16 protein-coding genes are annotated in these 18,368 nt (G+C 56.0%); 4 read left to right on the forward strand and 12 right to left on the reverse strand.

The features are described from left to right. Window positions 1-154: 154 nt before the first annotated feature. Window positions 155-625, reverse strand: coding sequence for a sigma-70 family RNA polymerase sigma factor (locus tag GOB85_RS11350; protein ID WP_408737066.1), 471 nt, complete (start codon window positions 623-625; stop codon window positions 155-157). 180 nt (window positions 626-805) lie between these two features. On the opposite strand from GOB85_RS11350, the gene GOB85_RS11355 reads away from it, so the two are divergent. Together GOB85_RS11355 and GOB85_RS11360 are read left to right on the forward strand one after the other, a co-directional pair. After that, window positions 806-1,543, forward strand: coding sequence for a PhyR family response regulator anti-anti-sigma factor (locus GOB85_RS11355; RefSeq protein WP_173577587.1), 738 nt, complete (start codon window positions 806-808; stop codon window positions 1,541-1,543). Window positions 1,544-1,623: 80 nt separating this feature from the next. After that, window positions 1,624-3,450 carry an ABC-F family ATP-binding cassette domain-containing protein gene (locus GOB85_RS11360; RefSeq protein WP_173577586.1) on the forward strand — a complete coding sequence of 609 codons (1,827 nt, stop codon included), beginning with the start codon at window positions 1,624-1,626 and terminating at the stop codon, window positions 3,448-3,450. Window positions 3,451-3,460: 10 nt separating this feature from the next. On the opposite strand, the gene GOB85_RS11365 is transcribed toward GOB85_RS11360, so the two are convergent. From GOB85_RS11365 to GOB85_RS11390, 6 genes are all read right to left on the reverse strand, one after another. Further along, on the reverse strand, window positions 3,461-4,744 hold the full coding sequence (locus GOB85_RS11365) for a hypothetical protein (protein ID WP_173577585.1): 1,284 nt from the start codon (window positions 4,742-4,744) through the stop codon (window positions 3,461-3,463). Window positions 4,745-4,959: 215 nt separating this feature from the next. Next, window positions 4,960-6,876: a molecular chaperone HtpG gene (gene htpG, locus GOB85_RS11370; RefSeq protein WP_173577584.1), complete on the reverse strand. Its 1,917-nt coding sequence runs from the start codon at window positions 6,874-6,876 to the stop codon at window positions 4,960-4,962. 300 nt (window positions 6,877-7,176) lie between these two features. Further along, window positions 7,177-9,504 carry a xanthine dehydrogenase family protein molybdopterin-binding subunit gene (locus tag GOB85_RS11375; protein ID WP_173577583.1) on the reverse strand — a complete coding sequence of 776 codons (2,328 nt, stop codon included), beginning with the start codon at window positions 9,502-9,504 and terminating at the stop codon, window positions 7,177-7,179. Beyond that, window positions 9,497-9,982 (reverse strand): (2Fe-2S)-binding protein, encoded by a 486-nt coding sequence (locus tag GOB85_RS11380; protein WP_173577582.1) that lies wholly within the window; start codon window positions 9,980-9,982, stop codon window positions 9,497-9,499. The genes GOB85_RS11375 and GOB85_RS11380 overlap by 8 nt, the downstream gene beginning before the upstream one ends. Window positions 9,983-10,016: 34 nt before the next feature. Further along, window positions 10,017-11,354, reverse strand: a complete 1,338-nt coding sequence (locus GOB85_RS11385; RefSeq protein ID WP_173577581.1) for a c-type cytochrome — start codon at window positions 11,352-11,354, stop codon at window positions 10,017-10,019. Window positions 11,355-11,854: 500 nt separating this feature from the next. Then, entirely contained in the window at window positions 11,855-13,321 is a 1,467-nt protein-coding gene (locus GOB85_RS11390) for a mannitol dehydrogenase family protein (protein WP_173577580.1), read from the reverse strand. A gap of 270 nt (window positions 13,322-13,591) precedes the next feature. Here GOB85_RS11390 and rpmI point away from each other — a divergent pair, with 270 nt between their 5' ends. After that, window positions 13,592-13,795, forward strand: a complete 204-nt coding sequence (rpmI, locus tag GOB85_RS11395; RefSeq protein ID WP_173577579.1) for a 50S ribosomal protein L35 — start codon at window positions 13,592-13,594, stop codon at window positions 13,793-13,795. Between the two features lie 14 nt (window positions 13,796-13,809). Beyond that, window positions 13,810-14,169, forward strand: coding sequence for a 50S ribosomal protein L20 (rplT, locus tag GOB85_RS11400; RefSeq protein ID WP_173577578.1), 360 nt, complete (start codon window positions 13,810-13,812; stop codon window positions 14,167-14,169). A gap of 95 nt (window positions 14,170-14,264) precedes the next feature. Here rplT and GOB85_RS11405 read toward each other — a convergent pair whose 3' ends face one another. From GOB85_RS11405 to GOB85_RS11425, 5 genes are all read right to left on the reverse strand, one after another. Next, on the reverse strand, window positions 14,265-14,675 hold the full coding sequence (locus GOB85_RS11405; RefSeq protein ID WP_173577577.1) for an acyl-CoA thioesterase: 411 nt from the start codon (window positions 14,673-14,675) through the stop codon (window positions 14,265-14,267). A 93-nt stretch (window positions 14,676-14,768) separates the two neighbouring features. Further along, window positions 14,769-15,191 carry a phosphoribosyl-AMP cyclohydrolase gene (hisI, locus tag GOB85_RS11410; RefSeq protein WP_408737067.1) on the reverse strand — a complete coding sequence of 141 codons (423 nt, stop codon included), beginning with the start codon at window positions 15,189-15,191 and terminating at the stop codon, window positions 14,769-14,771. A 5-nt stretch (window positions 15,192-15,196) separates the two neighbouring features. Next, the gene (ygfZ, locus tag GOB85_RS11415) at window positions 15,197-16,054 is read right to left on the reverse strand and encodes a CAF17-like 4Fe-4S cluster assembly/insertion protein YgfZ (protein ID WP_173577575.1); all 858 of its coding nucleotides are present in this window, start codon (window positions 16,052-16,054) and stop codon (window positions 15,197-15,199) included. 136 nt (window positions 16,055-16,190) lie between these two features. Then, the gene (gene rlmN, locus GOB85_RS11420) at window positions 16,191-17,372 is read right to left on the reverse strand and encodes a 23S rRNA (adenine(2503)-C(2))-methyltransferase RlmN (RefSeq protein ID WP_173577574.1); all 1,182 of its coding nucleotides are present in this window, start codon (window positions 17,370-17,372) and stop codon (window positions 16,191-16,193) included. Window positions 17,373-17,463: 91 nt separating this feature from the next. Further along, complete coding sequence (locus GOB85_RS11425) at window positions 17,464-18,204, reverse strand: TlyA family RNA methyltransferase (RefSeq protein WP_173577573.1); 741 nt, start codon at window positions 18,202-18,204, stop codon at window positions 17,464-17,466. Window positions 18,205-18,368: the final 164 nt, after the last annotated feature.

Below are 18,368 nucleotides of genomic sequence, written 5' to 3' on the forward strand. Positions count from 1 at the left end.
TTTTTCCCCTTATTCTGACTAACCAATGAATGGGGCACGGCTTTGGTTGCATCTTCTCCGAAGAAAAACATCACGAAAACGAGAGGTTGATTTCCGTAGCAACCCGACAGATCGAATTCATCAGCGCGGAATGAAAGAGCCTTTCCGGCTTCGATCAGCCAGAACCCGTTTCACTATCACGAAGGGCAACGAGGGCGGCGCGCGCCCGTGACACCCGGGCTTTCATTGTACCGACGGCGATACCGCAGATCGCCGCAGCTTCCTCGTATGACATCCCCTGCGCTCCCACCAGCATCAGTGCTTCACGCAGAAGCGGCGACAACTGCCAGAGCATACGGTCCAGGTCGGATAACTGATAAGAATCTGCGGAAGGCGATGAGCCAATAGCGGCATCTGAGCTATATTCTTCAAGAACGATCTGCTCACGCTTGCGTCGGCGGCCCTGCTCGTAGAACAGATTACGCAGAATGGTAAACACCCACGCTTTCAGATTCGTTGCCGGATCAAACTGCGCCCGCGCCGCCAGAGCACGCATGATGGCCTCCTGTACGAGATCATCTGCGCGTGCGCGGTCACGGCTCAGGAACCTCGCAAAGGCTCGCAGTTCAGGCAACAGCCCGACAATTTCGTCACGAAACCAGGAAGGCGCACGAGCTTCTCCGGCTGTCGCGATGTCATCCGGCGCTTCTCCACGATCGACATCGGCCGCAGCACTCAGAAGACAAGCCCTTTTCTGATCATGCTCACCCATGCCAACTTAATACCGCCTGTCATTTCGGTTTCTGCCGCGTAAGGAAGATCTACGATGCCCGATTCGCAACGAAGCGAACTGATCCGCGCCCTCCCCTATGCGCGACGTTATGCACGGGCTCTCACCGGAAGCCAGCCGCGGGGCGACCTTCTGGTGGCCGAGAGCCTTCGTGATCTGGCCGCTCGCCCGACAGGCACGCTTCCAGCTCGCCTCGGCCTCTATCGCGTGATTTCGCAAAAGGCAGCAAGCCTGACCGACACCGATCAACCCCATGCGCTCAGCCTGTTACAGCGCGAACTTCTTCTTCTCACCACCCTTGAAGGCCTGACGGCGGCGCAGGCAGCCAGAATTCTCGAACTGAATTCCGATGACGCCGATACTGAGATTGCCCTGGCGCACGAAACAATCCGGTCTGTTTCCCAGACTTCGATTCTGATTATCGAAGACGAGCCGATCATTGCCATGGATATTGAGGATCTTGTTCTGCGGTGCGGCCACACCGTGGCCGGAGTAGCTCATACGCAGGCAGAAGCGGTCGACCTGGCGAAAAAGACGCATCCCGGCCTGATTCTTGCTGATATTAACCTTGGGGACGGCGGAAATGGCATGGATGCAGTTGCCGAAATCATGCAGTCCATGACCGTTCCGGTCATCTTCGTAACGGCATATCCGGAATGTCTTCTGACGGGCAATACAGTCGAACCGTCATTCGTCATTACCAAACCCTTTGAACCAATGACCCTCGCGACAGCCACGTATCAGGCAATCACGGGAGGCGTTCCCCTCCCCTGAGATCAGGACCATCCAGAAATTCGGGATGAAAACAGTCTCACTGCCTTGCATGCGGCGCCGGTTGCCCGCACTTTCCCGGCATGGCTGCACCTCCCCTTCTCCTGCTTCAGGACATCACCCTCACGCTTGGCGGCAAACCGCTGCTGGATTCTACCGGCTTCTCGGTCGCTGCGGGCGAACGGGTATGCCTTGTCGGACGCAATGGTTCCGGCAAATCGACGCTGCTGCGCATTGCGGCCGGGGAAATCACGCAGGATTCCGGGACCAGATTCCTCCAGCCAGGCGCTACTCTACGCTATCTTCCCCAGGAACCCGATCTGTCGGGTTATGAGACGGCGCTTGATTACGTTATCGCCGGCCTGACGGATCCTTCTGCCGAATGGCGCGCGAACGTCATGCTCGATGCGCTTGGAATGAGCCCGGAAGATAATCCTGCCACTCTGTCCGGAGGTGAAGCGAGGCGTTGCGCCCTTGCCCGTGTTCTCGCGGCGGAGCCGGATGTCCTGCTCCTCGATGAGCCCACCAATCATCTCGACATGCCGACCATCGAGTGGCTGGAGCGGGAACTGCTCTCGCTGCGAACAGCCATGGTCATTATCAGTCATGACAGGCGATTGCTCGAAACGCTGTCCCGAAGCGTTGTCTGGCTCGACCGTGGCACCACCCGGCGTCTGGATCAGGGGTTCGAACGGTTCGAAACCTGGCGGGAAGACGTTCTTGAACAGGAAGAACGCGACGCCCACAAACTCGATCGGCAGATTTCCCGCGAAGAAGACTGGATGCGTTATGGCGTCACAGGACGCCGTAAGCGTAATGTCCGCCGCGTCGCCGAACTTGGCGCGCTTCGGACGGCTCGTCTGGAGGCCGTGCGTCCGCAGGGTGGTATTACTCTTGCTGCACAGACAACGGGGCCTTCCGGAAAACAGGTTTCCGTGGCGGAACAGGTCTGCAAATCCTGGGGCAAACGGCCGGTTGTAAAGGATCTGGATCTTCGTGTGCTGCGCGGAGACCGGATGGGTGTTGTTGGAGCAAACGGCGCCGGAAAAACGACACTCCTGCGGCTTCTGACAGGCATTGACGCCCCTGACAGCGGCACGATTACCCTTGGCCCGTCCGTGGCGATGGTCACACTTGATCAGCAGCGCCGCGCCCTCGATCCGAACCGCACTCTCGCCGATACACTGACCGGCGGTGGTGGCGACATGGTGCAGGTCGGACACGAAAAACGCCATGTTATCGGTTACATGAAGGATTTTCTGTTTCGTCCTGAACAGGCACGAACTCCGGTTGGTCAACTCTCGGGCGGAGAGCGTGGACGGCTGATGCTGGCCTGCGCACTCGCAAGACCGTCCAATCTTCTCGTCCTTGATGAGCCGACGAACGACCTCGATCTCGAAACACTTGATCTGTTGCAGGAGATGCTGGCGTCGTATGATGGCACAGTCCTGATTGTCAGCCACGACCGTGATTTTCTTGATCGTGTCGCTACTTCAGTTCTGGCTGCGACGGGTGGCGGTGTCTGGACAGAATATGCCGGAGGTTACAGCGACATGCTGGCCCAGCGTGCGGGCGTGGCTCTTGACGAAAGACACGGGCCGGAAAAACCGATTCAGATTACCACTGAAGGACGGATTCCGGCGGCCCCGATTCTGAAGGTCGGCGGCATACGGAAACTTTCATATAAAGATCAGCACGCACTGGACAGATTACCTGGCCAGATCGCGAACCTGGAGACGGAAATCAAAAAACTCCGTGAGAAGCTGGCCGATCCTGATCTCTATAAACGAGACCCCGGGGCTTTCTCCCGTTATACCGAAGCACTTGATACCGCTGAACGTGCGCTGACAACGGCTGAAGAACAATGGCTGGAACTTGAAGTGAAGCGGGACGCGCTCTTAACCAGCTAACCGAGACCGTTCACTGGTCCCAGGTGCTGAGGCATTTACTCACATCGAGCGCGATACCACCGCTCTGCCGAACGCGCTCGCAAACATATGGACCCAGCAAACCTGCCGCTATAACGAATATGGCTCCAGGAAAAGGTACCCATATGTCATCCGCAAGCGCGATTGTGGCATCGGCGGGTAAAGGGGCGCCGGTTTCCGGCGCACGCAGAAGATATTCCGTCACGGCTGTCACGCCACAGACATCACCGATGCGGGAGGCAAGGCCTGGCACCCCGGACACAACCCCGAGAAAAGGCTGGCCCGCCAAAAGATTTCGCAGACCTGGATCGGATGAAGCAAGAAGTGCAAGGGCGTTCATTTCAGCAAATGCCCCGTATCGACCCGCGCGCATTTCACGATCCTGCACCGCGAAAAATCCGAAATGTGGGTTGTCCTGCGCCAGAACACCCGCTCCAGGGAGACAAAGTATACCCGCCTCCCTGCCACCTTCGCGTGTGGTGCGCCCAAGCTGCGCTATAAGTGCTGGCGAACAGCTCAAAAATAGTTCTCCAAACTGTTCAGTCCAGGCTAAATTGATGATTCTGACAGTTTCCGGGGAAGACAGAAGAATATTGGCACGCAGGCTCGTAGCAGCGATCAGCCGGGCCTCATTATAACCCAGCGACACAACCGAAAAGGCCTCGCTCTGCGTAACAGCCATCCTGATCCGGTCGAAAACCTGCTCAGGAGACATCCACAACACAGACATCTCAAGAGCTTCAATCTCTGAAACCAATCTTGTTCTGTCAAAGCATTTTGCAAGACGAGCATTCGCAAGCTGACTGTACAGAGATACTGTTCCACCCGCCCGGGCTGCCAGATCATCCAGCAACGCGGCACAGTCAATCAGTTCATCAAAGCGACCCGTCTCTTCAAGACACCGAATATAATTCCAGGCTGAAAAATATTCTCCTCGCAGCCGCGGTGCGGCCCGACGCAAAAATGGCAAAGCGTCTTCGAACGCGCCACGTTGACACAAAAAATCAGCCAGCTTTGCATCCTGCACATCATCGCGATTATCTGATTTTGTCAAAAGCTCAAGCAACACAGACTGAGCGACTGCATCTGCTTCAGGCAAAAGCACAAAGATGATGTCACGCAGCCGTTTTGTCTGAGACAGAAGCGCTTCCGCTCTGACGCAGGCATTGATGGCATCAGCAGTCTCACCGGATGCCGCCAGTTTTTCAGCGCGGTTCAATTGCCTGAAAATATCGTCTTCATCTTCGATCACGACAGAAACCGTATTCTCGTGCATCACTCGCTCCGCGTCCTGACAGGTCAGGCCACCTGTAACGAAGTCCTGATAAAACGAGAATCACCATCATGGTCACACTGGTTTCTCAGCCTCATAAAAAATAGACGCTTATCGGTAAAAAAATTTTTACCGATAAGCGTCTGGCCGTCTCATGACAGAAACACCACAGCCTCTGACCGGGGGCGACAAGCCAGATCAGAAAAAGAACAGAACTCTCACTCAGTTCTGGCTACGTCTGCGAGTAATCCCGTCAGGCGACGGGCAAATAAGGTCGGGTCTTTCGGACTCTCACCGTCCTGAATACGCGCGACATCAAGCAGAACACTCGCCAGATCGGCGATAGCCGGGCTCTTCTCGGCAGCTTTACGCGCAAGTTCACGCACCAGCGCATTACGAGGATTCAGCTCAAGAATCGGCGCGGCATCGGGAACTTTCTGGCCGCTGCGCCGCATCAGCTTCGCCATCTGGAGATCCATCCCATGCTCCGGAGCGGCAAGAACGACAGCACTGGAAACAAGACGATCCGTTCCGCGAATGTCGGAAACCTCACTACCGAGCGCATCCTTCAGTGCAGGAATCAGGATATCCAGATCAGCGGCATCACCCTCTGCGGTCTCTCCTTCCACCGGAAAAGTCTCAAGATCAGCATGCCCCTGGGTCACGCTTTTCAACGTTTTGCCGTCAAAGCTGGTCAAACGGTCCGGCCAGAATGAATCAACCGGTTCCGACAGGAGCAGAACCTCAATTCCACGCGCCCGGAAGCCTTCAAGCTGCGGAGAATTCGCCAGAACCTCTTCGTTGTCGCCTGTAAGGTAATAGATCGCTTCCTGATCAGGTTTCATCCGGGAAATATAGTCAGCCAGCGTAGTCCATGACTTAGCAGCCTCTTCAGACTTTTCATCAGCAGGAAGAACACTTGAGCGGAAACGGGCGAGCCCCGCCAGTTCAGTGCGATGCTCTGCGTCTTCCCAGATTCCTTCCTTAACGACCGAACCGAAATTCTCCCAGAATTTCAGGAATGATTCCGCATCGGATGACTTCGACTTCAGTTCGTTCAGCACGCGGCCTGTTACAGCCTTGCGAATACGCGCCAGAACAGGGGTGGATTGCAGCATTTCGCGCGATACGTTCAGCGGCAGATCTTCCGTGTCCACCACACCCTGCACAAAGCGTAGCCATGACGGGAGAAGCATCGCATCATCGGTAATGAACATACGCCGGACGTGCAGACGAATTTTACTCTCACGAGACTGCTCGCCAAACTCGAAAGGACGCGAACCCGGGATGAACAGCAATGCACTGAATTCGATGGTGCCTTCCGCACGCCAGTGCAGAGTCGCCCAGGGCGTATCAAAATTATGCGTAATATGGCGATAGAAATCGTTGATCTGATCTTCAGTTAATTCACTCTTTGACTTCCGCCACAAAGCTGTGCCTTCATTTGCAGGGCTTTCCGCATCGTCTTTGAGGATAGTGACTGGCCAGGAAATATGATCCGCCCATTTGCGGATAATTTCCTGTAACTTCCAGGGCTCAAGGAATTCGTCCGCATCATCTTTGATGTGCAGCGTAATATCAGTGCCAGCCTTATCCCGCGCAGCAGGCTCAATCGTGTAGGCACCCTTCCCATCCGATGTCCAGCGCCACGCATCGTCTGATCCGGCGCGGCGCGATACCACTTCGACCCGATCCGCGACCATGAATGCGGCATAGAAGCCGACGCCAAACTGACCTATCAGATTCGGCTTATCTTCCGGTCTCGCAGACTCCAGCTCCTTGCCGAACGCGCGCGTCCCTGACCGGGCAATCGTGCCCAGATTGCTGACGAGTTCTTCCCTGCTCATCCCGGATCCATCGTCAGAGATGGTGAGCAGACGAGCATCCTTATCAGGATTGATCCGAATTTTCGCATCATCAGGCAGCGCCCGGGCGCCGTCTGTCAGCGCTTCAAAGCGACGTTTATCTGTTGCGTCCGCCGCATTCGCGACAAGTTCACGAAGAAAAATCTCACGTTCAGAATACAGCGAATGAACGACCAGATCGAGAAGGCGCCCGACTTCGGCACTGAATTCATGCTGTTCCGCGCCAGTTTGCGCAGTGGACGATGGGTTTCCGGTCTCCTGCCCAGTCATTTATAATAATATCCTTCTGTTTCATCTCTTTAATTCATTCTGCCACCTCCCGAGGAGGCGGTGCTTACCCGGAACTATGTGTGGTGTGGGAATTCTCTTTTCAACCACGTACGGACACACATATTCCCGAGCACAGAATGCAACAGGAACAACAGAAAGCCTCAGTTAGAATTTTATTGTTGTGTAAATGTTCTGCGGAAGCATGAACTACCCGCACGGCTTCTTGCTGATGCTCGGAAGACCGTATCCATGGCACGGACGACAGAGAGTATCATCTGCTGTCCGTGCCTGGTAATCAACTCAGACCGAGCCTTTTTCTCTCAACGCGGCAAGCACGTCCGCCGGGCGGATGGGCTGGTGCCTGAGGCGAATGCCCACGGCATTGAAGATCGCATTTCCAATCGCGGCACCGATTGTTGTCACACCCGGTTCACCAAGCCCCATAGGCTTTTCCGTGCTCTCAACGAACTCAATATCCATTTCAGGGACATCAGCGATCCGAAGCGGCGTGTAGGTATCGAGATTGCGATCTTTGCAAACGCCGTCAACAATTTCACTCCCTTCACACAGAGCCATACTCAGCCCCCAGAGCGCTCCGCCTTCGGTCTGAGCACGCGCGCCATCAGGATCGACAACCGTTCCGGCATCGAGAACAAGCCAGATCTTCTCGCAGGTGACCACACCGGTCCTGCGGTCCACGCGCACCCGGGCGGCTCCGGCTGTCCAGGTCGGCATCCCGCGTTCCTGACCAAAAGTCGTCGCGATCCCGAGACCCGTATCTTTTGGCTGAGGCTTACCCCAGTCGACTTTCTCAGCAAGACGCTTCAGCACGGCTGCCTGCCGCAAAGCCCCTCCGGTTGAGTCCGGAGCCTCGCCCCTGTTGCGGCCATCCTGTCCTTCGCCATTCAGCATGGAAAGGCGAAGGTCAACAGGGTCCTTGCCCAGATCGTGTGCGATCTCATCCCAGAACTGCTCGGCGGCCCAGGGAGTCCATCCCGAGCTTACCGAACGCAGCCAGCCCGGCCGGAATGTATCATTGGCAAGATCATTGCTGAGTGCCCGCACCCGAACCGGACCGCAACTGTACCAGTGATCAGCACCGGCAATCGCGAACTGATCGTATGGCTTGCCGTCCACGCCTTTCTGCATGAAAGCAGCGGCCATGACCTGTGTCGGCCAGCCCGCTGCTGCGTGATGCTGCATGCCGACGATGTTATTCTTCTCGTCGAGGCCCACCCGCACGGTCTGAACGGAAGGCGACCGGATAGAATCAAACATCATATCGTCAGAGCGTGTCAGAATCAGCTTGACCGGTTTGCCTCCGATCGCTTTCGACGCCAGGGCCGCCGGGACAACATAATCCCCGTTAAGCCGTCGCCCGAAGCCACCGCCGAGAAGATAACTCATCATCTTCACTTTAGATTCCGGCACGCCAAGTGATTTGGCGATCACCGGCAGAAACAACGACTGCCACTGATTTCCGCAATGCATCTCCCAGATGCCGTCCTTCAGCTGCGCGATCGCGTTCGTCGGCTCCAGTTGATAATGCATTACGGAAGCGCATGTATATTCGCGCTCGAAAACGCGATGCGCGTGGCTGAAAGCCTCATCTACGCCGTGGTCATCGAATACCATCGTGCCGCCATCGTGGCTGGCGATCTGCTGACGTCCGTGATCGAGAATATCCTTTTCCGTGACGTGCGCGGTCTTCCCGGGGGTCCATTCGACTTTCAGCACATCGGTCGCACGGATCGCCGCAGGATATGAGGATGCAAGGACCACAACCCATCCTGGAACGGTGTCGGACGGGTCATCAAGCACGACGTAACGGAGATAACCACGAATTTTCTTCGCTTCGCTGTCATCGACCGAGATAACTTTCGAGCCATAGCGCGTTGGCGGCATTTTCGGACGGCCATAAACCATTCCGTCAATTTTCGCGTCAATGCCATAGATCGCCGTACCATCTGTCTTGGACGGGATATCAAGAGCCTTGACCTCTTTACCAATAAGGCGCCGCTCAGATGCAGGCTTCAGCGGCAGAGCTTTCATCTGCTCCGGAGTGAAGCTGCGGGTCGGCTTCGCTTTCGCAACGATGTCACCAAACGAAACTGAGCGTTTTCCATCTGACACGATGCCATTACGGGCCGTGCAGTTCTCCACTCCGGAGCCGAGCAGGCGAGCTCCTTCCTCGACGAGAATTGTCCTCGCGGCAGCTCCCGCCTGACGGAAAACGTCCCATGTCATCCAGACGGACCAGGATCCGCCGGTTACCATCAGACCCCATTTCGGGTCTGTGTCGACATAGGTGATCTTAACTTTATCCCAGTCGGCTTCCATCTCGTCGGCAATTATCCGCGCCAGAGCCGTGCCAATATGCTGGCCCATTTCCGCGCGGATAATATTGACATTGACGATTCCGTCCGGAGCCACCGAGCACCAGATCGTTGGCTCAAACTCTGTGGGTGGAAGAGGAGCTCCCATCGGGTAGAGCTGAGCTGCGTTTGCCTCGCGGGCAAAGCCGAACAGCAATGCGCTGCCGGCAGCGGCGGAAAGAAAACCACGACGGGACAGACCACGCCCTGCAGCGCGGTCCTGCTCGGCGGCGATGCGTTCGAGCCTACCCATTGGACGTCTCCCCGGAATTTTTCGACTGCATTGCAGCAGCGGCCTGCTTAATGGCCTTACGAATACGAATGTAGGTCATGCAACGGCACAGACTACCACCCATCACACCGTCAATTTCCTCATCGGTCGGTAACGGATAATCCTTCAGCAGACTCGCGGCCTGCATGATTTGCCCCGACTGGCAGTAACCACATTGTGGCACCTGGATATCGCGCCACGCTTCCTGCAACGGATGGTCTCCGGCGGGATCCAGTCCTTCAATCGTGGTCACTTCCGCACCTTCAACCGACGAAACCGGCGTGATGCAGGAGCGCGTCGCGCGGCCACCAACATGCACGGTGCAGGCACCACACTGGCCAACACCACAGCCGAACTTGGTCCCCGTCAGACCCAGGTCATCACGAATGGCCCAGAGAAGCGGCGTATCTTCTGGCACGTCGAGCGATACGTCACGGCCATTGAGTTTGAATTTGATCATAATGCGGCTCCGTGATCCCAACTCATGGCGAGACTCAGTGCGAAGAATTAACTGGCGGCTCTTCCACCAGCTTGCGGGCTTCCGCGGCTTTCTTGTCCAGATCGGTCCAGGGCGGCAGCGTGGTTCGGGTGCGACGCAGATAAGCGGCAATCCGCGCCATATCGTGATCGCTCAGCGCGTTATAAAAACTCGGCATCGCGACGCCACTCTGCCCCTCTTCTGCTGTCAGACCACGAAGCATGACGAGATACAGATTGGTCGGCTCTTCCAGCCAGAGCGCATTGTTGAGCGCGAGTTCGGGCCGCCCGAGAACAGGCATCGGAGCTGCGTTGTAGTGACAGGCGGCACAGGCACCCTGATAAAGGCGCGCATCCGGATCAGTATTCAGAGTTCCGCCCGTGAGATCCCGCTTTGACTGCTCCATCGCCGTCTGCAGAGCGGCTTTGTCGCCACTGACGCGCTGCGCTGCACGATCAATATCCGCAAAATAGTGGGCGATGGCATGAACATCAGATTCCGGAACGGTAGCCAGGAAGTCATGCGCCACAGGCGACATCGGACCACCCGCAGGCCCATGCAGGGGCGCTACCCCATTACGGAGATACTGGTAGAGTTCGTCTTCCGTCCACACAACCGGCGTGGGATTCTTGTCATTCAGCGGCGGAGCGATCCAGCCGTCGACAGTTCCGCCATCATATGTCTCATCCGGCACCTTCTCTGCACCAAGCAGACCACGCGGCGTGTGACAGGCACCACAATGCGCTGCACCTTCAGCCAGATAAGCACCACGATTCCAGACTGCGTCATGCTTCGGATCGGGCTTGTAAATACCCGGGCGGAAATAGAGCAGCTTCCAGGCTGCCAGCGTGAATCGAGGCGAAATGGACAACGGGAAACCGTTAGGCCTGCGAGTCATATGCACGGCCGGCCGCGTCATGATCCAGGCGTAAAGATCCGAGATATCCGCATCGGTCATTTTCGTGAAATGATCGTACACAAACGCTGGCAACAGGTGCGAACCGTCGCGCGAAACGCCATATCTCAATGCACGACGAAGCGCTTCTTCCGACCAGTTGCCGATACCGGTTTCCGGATCAGGCGTGATATTCGACGAATAGATAGCGCCAAACGGAGAAACCATTTTGTAGTCCCCCGCCAGCTTCGGACCGCCGCCGAGATCTGCGCGAGTGTGGCACTCCACGCAGTAGCTTTCCGCGGCGACGATACGCCCGCGCTCAATCCGGGCATCGCTGAACTGACCAGGCACCGGAGGCGCCACTTTAGGTAGCGCAGGGTACCATGCGTACCAAAGAAAACCTGCTCCGCCGACGATGCCTGCGCCGGCTATGCCTGCGAGTATACGTTTAATCACTTGTGCCCTCACTACCGGAAAACCGGCCCGCCACATTTCGTTGCACATAGCAGTACAACACTTCGGCAAATGAAGTGTGACCTTGTTACACGCATGCAGAATCGGGTGCCGTTGCTCCGTCTCCTGCAATAAATGCATAACTCGATCTGATGAACTGCAAAATAAGCATATGATTTATGTCATAGCGAAATTTTTACCACCGCTATGATTATTTTTCCATATGAGCTCAGACCTTCATGAGTTCTGTCTATATACAAACGAATATAGTTAACTGTACTTACTTTCGTTTTTTCGCCTGCTTAGCAAGCTAACGAGTGCATTTATATTTGTTCTCTGGCACGCAGACGAAAGTGCTGTTGCATGTAACTGCGGTTACAGGAGGCGGGCAAACCTCTTCACCCCCGTCAGCGTGCGATATTCAATGCGGAGCACCGAACAGCTTTTCCGATCGGCGCCCCGCAACCGGACCGGAAAATACTGCCAGGCAGTCTCAGCCCGGATTACAGCGATGCAATGACCTGTGCCGGCCCCTTTTCTCTGAGATCAGAGCGATAGCGCCGGAAGGCCTCACGAAATGTCTGATGGTTACCAGTTTCCCATCCTTCAAATATCGGAAGTTCCAGAACCGCGAGCAGGTTATCGTCTTTAAATAATGCGAGTTGTTCGTCTGTCGCCGTCGGTTCACTGATTTCGACAGATCCGCCTTTCCCGTCGCGTCCACGCTCACATTCTGCCCAGCAGGCCAGCACAAAGGCCTCGCGGTGCGTATCACGCCCTGCGCCCAGAAGCTCACGGACTGTCTGGCCGAGAAACACCGGCAGTTTTGAGAAGCTGTCCGAAGCGATCCGTTCAAGCTGATCACCGACCGCATGATTACGGAAACGCCGCAGCACCAGCGCCGCATATGCAGACAGATTCACATCCGAAGGAGGAGACAGCAGCGGCGTCACATCATCATTCAGGAAATTTTCCAGAAGGCTGACGATATGTGCATCGCCCATTGCTTCGTCGACTTTGCGATATCCCATCATGAGACCACTGAACGCGAGGACAGAATGACCGGCATTCAGCATACGGAGCTTAACCTGCTCGTAAGGCTCGACATTGTCAGTCATCTGCACGCCAACAGCCTCAAACTCGGGACGCCCGGCACAGAATTTGTCTTCAATGACCCATTGTGTGAAATCTTCGGAATAGACCGGCATCAGATCAGCAACTCCGCTGGCCTTATCCAGACGCTCAATATCCTCATTGGTGACAGAGGGAGCGATTCTATCGACCATGCAGGATGGGAACGAGACATTCTGCCGGATCCATGCCCCCAGAGAGGCATCTCTGGCTTCCGCGAACCCGCAGAACGCGGTCTGTGCAACGCGACCATTATGCTGGAGGTTATCACAGGACAGAACCGTGAAGGGCCCGGCTCCGGATTCCCGTCTGCGCCGGAGCGCCTCCGTCACCAGTCCGAAAGCACTTTCCGGTACATCTCGTTTCAGGTCATCCGCAATAAACGGATCATCGATCTGAAATTTACCATCGCCATCAACATAATAACCGCCTTCCGTGATTGTCAGACTCACAATACGGATTGCCGGGTCAGCCAGATGCGCGATAATCGGCTCGTAACCACCGACGCAACTCACATAGTGTACAATTGAACCGACTGCGCGGACTGTGCTGGTGTCATCCGGTGCGAACTCAGTCAGAGTGAACAGGCCGTCCTGCTTACGGAAAGCTTCGGCCCGGGCTTCTTCACGGCGACCGTGCCGGATACCGATTCCCAGAATTCCCCAGTCCATCTGCCCGGAACGTTTCAGAAGATGATCAGCGTAGAGTGCCTGATGAGCACGATGGAAATTACCGACACCTATATGTGCGATCCCCGCCGACACACTCTTCCGGTCATATGCGGGTGTAATTACCTCCGGGGGCAATGTGTGCAGAGTGGCATTTGACAGGCCGGTCATTCAGGCAGTCTCCCAGGAATAGCGGAGTTACGCGCAGTCACGCCCGATTGTGATGGCATCACAGGGACAGGACCGCATTGATCTGGCACCTGATAACACAAACGAAAGCTCTGCGTTCGTTCCGGGGCACCCTGTCCGCAATCAGACTTGAAACCTGGCGGTGGGTTCGTTATGACCGCCACTCGTTCACGCGCCCGGGCCTGTGGGGCATGCCCGGCCGTGACATGTCTGCCTCATCCGCTGAGGCGACCAAACGTCAGGGAGACCGAAATGCCCAAGATGAAGACGAAGTCGTCGGTCAAGAAGCGGTTTAAAATCACCGCGACCGGCAAGGTGCTCTGCGGTCCAGGCAACAAGCGCCATGGACTGATCAATCGCTCGCAGAAAATGAAGCGCACGAATCGCGGCCCGCAGACCATGACAGACATGGACGCGAAGACCGTGAAACAGTGGGCCCCCTACGGGCTGGCCTGAGGAGCATCTGAAATATGGCACGTGTAAAACGGGGCGTTACCACCCTCGCCCGTCATAAAAAAGTCCTTGAGCTTGCCAAGGGCTATCGCGGTCGTTCTTCCACGAACTATCGCATTGCGCTTGAGCGGGTCGAAAAAGCCCTTCTCTATGCTTATCGCGATCGTCGCAATAAGAAGCGTGACTTCCGCGCCCTCTGGATCCAGCGCATCAATGCTGCTGTCCGTGAGCACGGTCTGACATACAGCCGTTTCATCAATGGTCTGGATAAAGCTGGCATTGAGATCGATCGTAAAGTTCTCGCCGCAATCGCGTTCGACGATTCAACTGCTTTCGCTGAGATCGTGAAGAAGGCACAGGCTGCTCTCGCTGCCTGATCCTGACAGACGACAGAAAAAGTTCGGCACAAGCCGGACTTTTTCAGATCTGAGAAAAGCTGCCAAAATGGCAGCTTTTTTTATGCGCATGAAAGCTATTCCTCAGAAGACAACTCCTCTGGTGGAATCGTAATCGGGCGATTATTCTGATCAAGCGCTACGAAAATAAAACGCCCATGCGTTACCAGTTGCGTCTCCGTTGATTGCCGGACACGCCTCCAGGCCTCGACTTCAATCGTCATGGATGTCCGGCCGACGCGCGCGATATTGGTATAGACTGACAACTCATCCCCCACCGTCATCGGTGCAAGAAACGACACGCCGTCAATTGCTACAGTTACCGTCTTGGTCCGCGCCCGGGTGCCTGCTGCGGACCCGGCGGCAAGATCCATCTGTGACATCACCCAGCCGCCAAACACATCTCCTGCGGCATTTGTATTACCGGGCATGGCGATCACCCGAATGGTCAGGTGGCCTGACGGACGACGCGGCTGGTTCTCCAACATGCTCTTTCGACCTTTCCGGTCTGCTTGATTCTGATTTCGTGAAGACTGAGCGAAATTTCCTTCACGCACAATAAGCGGGCAGCACAGGATCGCTCAGTGACCGTATAGCGCTTCAGGTGTGATGACAGGATCTGAAATTGTCTCCAGTCCTTCCCGGGCAAAGCGTCGGTAAAAACAGCTTCGCCGCCCTGTGTGACAAGCCACACCGGTCTGATCGACAAGCAGTAGAATCGCATCACCGTCACAATCGAGCCGCGCTTCGATCAGGTGCTGCACTTGTCCGGAGGTCTCTCCCTTACGCCAGAGAGATTTGCGACTCCGCGAATAATAACAGACGCGTCCGGTCAGCAGCGTTTCCCTCAATGCTTCCCTGTTGAGCCATGCGACCATAAGCACTTCACCCGAATCATGCTGCTGAGCGATTCCACAGACGAGGCCCGAACCGTCAAAGGCCACACGCTCAAGTTCACGCTCAACAGCATCAGATGCTGGCCGGATACTTTGCTCTTCCCTTATCGCGCTCACGATGATGCTCCATCTGTTTCATCTTTTGAAGCCAGTGCTGGCGCGAGCCAGGCAGGAATACGCGGAACGATCCGGTGACCATCCGCTGACAGACGATCGTCAATCGTGGACGGCCGCAGAAAGGCCAGACCACAATGATCATGACTTGATCTGACCTGCCCCACTTCCTTTCCTTCTGACAGTACGGGCGTACCCAGCACCGGCACCGGCATCTCGGAAGCGATCGGAACAAGGCGTTTCTTAACCAGACCGCGATAACGGGTACGGGCTGTCAATTCCTGCCCCATGTAGCAACCCTTGGTCCAGGAAATGCCGTTCAGCAGATCAAAATTTGCTTCAAGCAACAACGTCTTTTCCGGCTCACAGTCCCGCACGCCATCAGGCAGACCCAGAATCAGACGGTGCAGATCGTAAGTGGAAGCATCAGCTTTTGCGGCGCGTGACGGCTCGGGAAGCAGCAATCTCCAGCCTGCTTCAGGCAGGCGTGGATCACAGGCAACAATCGCATTTTCCACCGTGGCCACGTCAGGCAACGCACCCCACGCGGCATGCACGGCAAGGCGGGTCGCCTGCAAAGAAACGTCCGAGCGCAAACGGAATTTCGATAGTGTCGCAATAATCATATCAACGTGGGGCGCGGCACAGTCCAGCAGCAAACAGGCTTCGTCAGGATCATGAAAGATAAAAAAATCGGCTTTCCAGCGCCCTTGTGGTGTCAGTAGCGCGGTCCATACGGCTTCTCCGGGCGCGACACTCGTCACGTCATTGGAAACAAGACCTTGCAGAAATCTGACCCGGTCCTCGCCTCTGACAGCGATGACGGCCCGGTCGGGAAGATGAACAAAACAGGACATGAACGACACTCCCTGGCGACAGAGGCGCAGGACGACCCCATAAAAGACAGGAAGCAATCAAACTTTGCTCTGTACGGCGCAAGCATAAAACAGGACAAACTTCGAATTTTTCCGGTCAAATCCTCAGGAGAACGTCTCAGACGCCTTCTCTGACAGGCCGTTGCCGTTCGCTTTCTGTTTTCAGTTGTCCGCATGCGGCGAAAATATCCTGACCACGCGGGGCACGGATGGGCGAAGCAAATCCGGCATCCATGACAATCTTTGCGAATTTTGCCTGCTGCTCACGGGTCGACGGTTTATAATCGCTTCCTGGCCAGGGATTAAACGGGATCAGATTGACCTTCGCCGGAATACCACTGATCAGCCGCACGAGTTCACGGGCATCGGCTTCACTGTCGTTGATGCCACGCAGCATGATATATTCGAACGTGATCCGACGTGCGTTACTTGCAGCCGGATAGCGTCGGCAGGCCGCCAGAACTTCGGCAATAGGATATTTCCGATTGAGCGGCACGATCTGGTCACGCAGATCATCACGCACAGCGTGCAGGGAAACAGCGAGATTAATGCCAAGTTCGTCGCCACAGCGATCCATCAAGGGCACGACGCCGGAAGTTGACAGAGTGATCCGACGGCGAGAAAGCCCGATTCCCTCACCGTCCATGACAATCCGCATCGCTTTAGCGACGTTTTCGTAGTTATAGAGTGGCTCACCCATGCCCATCAGAACAATGGTCGAGAGCAGACGCGGTGTCTCACCTTTAGGACTCGGCCACTCCCTGTACGAATCACGTGCAGCCATGAACTGACCAACAATCTCAGCCGCACCGAGATTACGGACAAGTTTTTGAGTTCCCGTATGACAGAATGTGCAGGAGAGTGTACAGCCAACCTGCGATGAGATGCAGACAGCTCCACGGTCTTCACGACGATCCGGAATATAGACGGTCTCGGCTTCCTGGCCATCGCGGAAACGGAACAGAAATTTCCGGGTCTCGTCGGTCGATGTTTGCACAACGGCAGGTTCCGGGCGCCCGACAACGAAGCGTTCTGCCAGTTTCTGCTGAAGGGGCTTAGCGATACTACTCATACGCGTGAAATCTGTTACGCCCTGGTGGTATATCCAGTGCCAGAGCTGCTTTGTGCGAAATGGTTTTTCACCAATAGCCAGCAATTCCTGAGTAATCTCTTCCCGCGATAAGCCGACGAGTTCGCGGCGTCCGTCAGGCAGTTGCACCGGAGGAGGCGAAAACAACGCCGACTTCGCAAGAATCCGCTCGCGGTCGGCGGCGTCAAGCGCGAATGCGGTGTCGCTCACAGCATGTCATCCTATACGACGAAAAATTAGGGCCCGGCGCGGGATTAGCACGATCAGTGGCTTATGAGGAGGAAATTCGACCGACCAGGCATCAGCCAGTACGGCGTGCACCAATCAGGAATTCACGGTTTCCTTCCGGCCCTGTGACAGGACTTGCCTCAATTCCGAGAACCTCCCATCCGGGCAACGCCCGCCACCAGTCAGCTATCATCTGACACACATGCTCATGCACAGCCGGGTCGCGCACGACCCCTTTCGCCCCGACATGTTCACGCCCCGCTTCAAATTGGGGCTTGATCAGTGCAACCGCCCAGGCATCAGGTGCCGTGAGAGTCAGTGCAGCAGGAAGCACGGTTCTCAGGCCGATGAAACTCGCGTCACAAACAACCGCACCTACTGGTTCAGAAATGATCGCAGCATCGAGATTGCGCGCATTCTGCTTTTCCAGGACCACAACCCGTTCATCGGATCTCAGCTTCCATGCCAGCTGTCCGTGACCAACATCGACGGCATAGACCTTCATTGCCCCATTGGTAAGAAGAACATCGGTAAATCCGCCTGTCGAGGCACCCACATCAAGACAGATCTTCCCTGACGGCGAGAAACCGAAAAACGGCAGCGCGTGCGCAAGCTTCAGGCCGCCACGGGAAACCCATGGATGATCCTGACCCTTGAGGGTCAGTGGGGCATCTTCCGACAGGAGATCTCCTGCCTTGTTGACACGCCTGTCACCCGTGTAAGCCTGCCCGGCCATGATCAGTGCCTGCGCACGGGTCCGGCTTTCAACCAGACCACGGTCAACGAGCAACTGATCAGCCCGACGCTTCGCCATCGTCTGGTCAGGCGATCTGCTCTTCGCTCTCACTGACACCGATTGCGTTGAGCGCGGTATGGACGATGTGCGGGGCGTTGAGTTCTGCGACGTTATATTGCTCGAACTGCGAATTATGATCGATGAACCGATCAGGCAGGGTCATGGTGCGGAGCCGGACGTGG

Source organism: Acetobacter fallax (assembly GCF_011516735.1).
Lineage (GTDB): Bacteria > Pseudomonadota > Alphaproteobacteria > Acetobacterales > Acetobacteraceae > Acetobacter > Acetobacter fallax.